Raw genomic sequence first — 3136 nt, forward strand, 5'->3', positions numbered from 1 at the left:
CTCTTCAGGAGTCCCGGGGCGTCCTCTCGTCCTGCGACACGTGTCACACGGCGTCGCTACGCTCCCCGAGCCACGGAGCGAGCACGTCCTCGCGGCCGAGCCACCGCAGGCCGCCGTCGGCGACCTCCTCGCGCGTCGCGAGGATCTCGTCGAACGCGGCGACGAGCGCCACGCGGTCGTCGGCCGAGTCGGCCGCGCCCGTGAGGACGAGCCGCGTGCGGGGCGCGGTGTCGTCCCACGTCCCGACCGCCCCGATGCTGAGCTGACCACCCGCGCCGTCCCACGCGCACATCGAGTCGGGCCGGTTGGGCACCCAGAACACGCCGCGGCTGCGCAGGCGCCCGGTGCCCAGTCGGCGGACCTGGTGGAGGAGACGCTCGGGGTCGAAGGGCAGGTCGGACGCGAGCTCGAGGGTCCAGGTCCCGGTCGCGTCGTCCTGCCCGACGACGGCGCGCACCCCGAGCGGGTGCGCGCGTCGTTCGGCGACGGTCGCGTCGTGCGAGGCCGCGGACAGGTCGGCGAAGCAGAGCCGCTCGAGGCCGTCGACCCGCGTCGAGGCGTCCGCGCGCAGGCGGTCCACGAGCCCCGATCCGGTACGTGCGCTCGCGCGGCGCCGGTCCCACGCGGCCTGGACCGCCGCGTGCCCGCCCGGGCGGGTGGCGTCGTCGGGCGTGCTGGGCGGAACCGGCAGCCCGGGGGAGCCGGGCATGCCCGGGCTTGCCGGTGACGCACCGAGGTCGGGTGCGGGCGGGGCGCCGGTCGTGACGACGAGGTCGGCGTGCTCGACCTGCGCGGCGAGCACCTCGCCGACCGAGCGGTGGTCCGTGGGCGTGAGCGCGAGCCCGCGCTCCTCGAGGAGGTCGTCGTCGAGGAGGTCGGTCTCGACCGCGGCGAGGTCGACGACCGTGAGGACCGTGGCGAGCCGCAGCCCGTCGAGCGTGCTGCCGGGGCGGGCAGCGGCGTCGAGGGCGCGCACGACGGGCAGGGGCTCGGCGGACACGGGCAGTGCGAGGAGGACCTGGTCCCAGCGCCCGTCGTGCGCGAGCTCGTGGAGAGTGGGGATCGCGTCCTCGCGGACCGCGCACGACAGGCACGCGTGCTCGAGGTCGACGAGCGTGTCCTCGACGACGCCCGTCGCGTCCACGACCAGGCGCCGCAGCGTGCCGTCCTCGGCGTGGATGTCGTGGCGCAGCGCGACCGACCGCGGCGAGTCGGTCACGAGCCCGAAGACCGCGGTATCGCGCAGCACGGGGTCGATCGTGGTGAGCACGCTGAGCGGGACGTGGGTCCCGGACGTGCGGGGGGTCCCGGGAATATCTGCGGGCATGCGGACGCTCCACCTCTACAGAGAACGGTTCTCATCAGTCGGGAGCATACCCCCTTGACGAGAATGGTTCTCAATAACTAGTGTCGGGTCTCCGCGACCCACCGAAAGGAAGTTCGTCATGTCCGCCGTCTGCCAGGTGCTCGGCACCTCGCCGGGGTTCGGCCACTCGATCTCGCACTCGCACGTGCGGACCAAGCGACGCTTCGACCCCAACATCCAGCACAAGCGCTACTGGGTGCCGTCCCTGGGCCGGCATGTCAGGCTGAGAGTGAGCGCCCAGGGGATCAGGACGATCGACCGTCGAGGGATCGACGCGGTCGTCGCCGGAATCATCGCTCGAGGGGAGAAGGTCTGATGGCAGCACGCACCGCGCTGCGCCCCGTGGTCAGGATGCGTTCGACCGCAGGGACCGGGTACACCTACGTGACCCGCAAGAACCGCCGCAACGACCCGGACCGGCTGACCCTGCTCAAGTACGACCCGGTGGCGCGACGGCACGTCGCGTTCCGCGAGGAACGGTAAGGGGAGCCGCATGGCCAAGAAGTCCAAGATCGCACGCAACGCCCAGCGCGAGGTGATCGTCGCCCGGTACGCCGAGCGGCGCGCCGAGCTCAAGAGGATCATCGCGTCGCCCAGTGCCTCGGACGCCGAGAAGGAGGCCGCCTCGACCGAGCTGCGCAAGCAGCCACGCGACGCGAGCGCGACCCGCCTGCGCAACCGCGACGTCGTCGACGGTCGTCCGCGCGCGTACAACCGGCGCTTCGGGCTCTCCCGCATCAGGCTGCGCGACATGGCGCACCGCGGCGAGCTCCCGGGCGTCACCAAGTCCAGCTGGTAGTCGAGACACGTAGAGGAGCACCCATGAAGAAGGACATCCACCCCGAGTACGGGCCGGTCGTGTTCCGCGACATCTCGGCCGACTTCGCGTTCCTGACCCGGTCCACGCTCGCCGGGAGCCCGGCGTCCGGTCCGGGTCGCCCGGACAAGACGATCGTGTGGACGGACGGCAACACCTACCCGGTGGTCGACGTCGACATCTCGAGCGCGAGCCACCCGTTCTACACGGGCACCGCGCGCGTCGTCGACACCGCCGGGCGTGTCGAGAAGTTCCGTCAGCGCTACGGCAAGGGCGCCACGGGAGGCGCGGCGAAGAGCGACGGGCGCTGAACCGCCCTCGCTCGGGCCGCGAGCCGAGGCCTCCGACGAGCCGTCCACCCTGCGGGGTGGGCGGCTCGTCGCGCGTTCCGGGAGGGCGCCCGGAGGGGTCGGGAGGCGCCCAGTAGGTCACATTCGGCGCGGATCGGACAAGATTCTGCGCTCAGAGGAACCGTTTCGGCGCGGAAACGCGCGCAGAACCCCGTAGATTCCTTAGTGTTGTCCACGAAGTCCCGCCTCAGGGCTGGCAAACTGAGACCTCAACGTCTCGCGGTGCCCACCGCGGGGCGTGAACCGATGAAGGGATCCGCATGTCGCTCAACAAGTCTGAGCTCGTCTCGGCCATCGCCGCAAAGTCCGACCTCACCAAGGCTCAGGCCGAGAACGCCCTCAACGCGTTCCAGGAAGTCCTCGTCGAGTCGCTCGGCAAGGGCGAGGCCGTCAAGGTCACCGGCCTCCTCTCCGTCGAGCGTGTCGAGCGTGCCGCTCGCACGGGCCGCAACCCCCGCACCGGCGAGGAGATCCAGATCCCCGCTGGCTTCGGTGTCAAGATCAGCGCCGGCAGCCTCCTGAAGAAGGCCGTCACCAAGTGATCTTCGCGGCGCGCTGAGGCGTGCCGCACCGCGGGGCCACGCCCCGCATCCCGTGCAGAGG

The 3136-nt window shown here is 71.6% G+C and carries 6 protein-coding genes; 5 read left to right on the top strand and 1 reads right to left on the bottom strand.

The genetic code is table 11. From position 1 onward, the window contains the following. Nucleotides 1–43 precede the first annotated feature (43 nt). Entirely contained in the window at nucleotides 44–1327 is a 1284-nt protein-coding gene (locus tag ACFRCR_RS17920) for a CobW family GTP-binding protein (protein ID WP_377679464.1), read from the bottom strand. Between the two features lie 118 nt (nucleotides 1328–1445). Here ACFRCR_RS17920 and rpmB point away from each other — a divergent pair, with 118 nt between their 5' ends. The 5 genes from rpmB (at nucleotide 1446) to ACFRCR_RS17945 (ending at nucleotide 3075) form a co-directional block, all read left to right on the top strand. Then, entirely contained in the window at nucleotides 1446–1682 is a 237-nt protein-coding gene (rpmB, locus tag ACFRCR_RS17925) for a 50S ribosomal protein L28 (protein WP_138822191.1), read from the top strand. Continuing rightward, the gene (gene rpmG / locus ACFRCR_RS17930) at nucleotides 1682–1849 is read left to right on the top strand and encodes a 50S ribosomal protein L33 (RefSeq protein ID WP_377679466.1); all 168 of its coding nucleotides are present in this window, start codon (nucleotides 1682–1684) and stop codon (nucleotides 1847–1849) included. The genes rpmB and rpmG overlap by 1 nt, the downstream gene beginning before the upstream one ends. Before the next feature lie 10 nt (nucleotides 1850–1859). Then, nucleotides 1860–2165, top strand: a complete 306-nt coding sequence (rpsN, locus tag ACFRCR_RS17935; protein ID WP_377679468.1) for a 30S ribosomal protein S14 — start codon at nucleotides 1860–1862, stop codon at nucleotides 2163–2165. A 23-nt stretch (nucleotides 2166–2188) separates the two neighbouring features. Continuing rightward, on the top strand, nucleotides 2189–2494 hold the full coding sequence (locus ACFRCR_RS17940; protein WP_377679470.1) for a type B 50S ribosomal protein L31: 306 nt from the start codon (nucleotides 2189–2191) through the stop codon (nucleotides 2492–2494). Between the two features lie 299 nt (nucleotides 2495–2793). Continuing rightward, nucleotides 2794–3075, top strand: a complete 282-nt coding sequence (locus ACFRCR_RS17945) for an HU family DNA-binding protein (protein ID WP_030150363.1) — start codon at nucleotides 2794–2796, stop codon at nucleotides 3073–3075. Nucleotides 3076–3136: the final 61 nt, after the last annotated feature.

Source organism: Oerskovia sp. NPDC056781 (assembly GCF_042789955.1).
GTDB classification, from domain to species: Bacteria; Actinomycetota; Actinomycetes; order Actinomycetales; family Cellulomonadaceae; genus Oerskovia; species Oerskovia rustica.

Excerpts from the sequence above, each read along its gene's own strand:
- ACFRCR_RS17940 (WP_377679470.1), top strand. The coding sequence starts at position 2,189 with ATGAAGAAGGACATCCACCCCGAGTACGGGCCGGTCGTGTTCCGCGAC.
- rpmB (WP_138822191.1), top strand. The coding sequence starts at position 1,446 with ATGTCCGCCGTCTGCCAGGTGCTCGGCACCTCGCCGGGGTTCGGCCAC.
- ACFRCR_RS17945 (WP_030150363.1), top strand. The coding sequence starts at position 2,794 with ATGTCGCTCAACAAGTCTGAGCTCGTCTCGGCCATCGCCGCAAAGTCC.
- rpsN (WP_377679468.1), top strand. The coding sequence starts at position 1,860 with ATGGCCAAGAAGTCCAAGATCGCACGCAACGCCCAGCGCGAGGTGATC.
- rpmG (WP_377679466.1), top strand. The coding sequence starts at position 1,682 with ATGGCAGCACGCACCGCGCTGCGCCCCGTGGTCAGGATGCGTTCGACC.
- ACFRCR_RS17920 (WP_377679464.1), bottom strand. The coding sequence starts at position 1,327 with ATGCCCGCAGATATTCCCGGGACCCCCCGCACGTCCGGGACCCACGTC.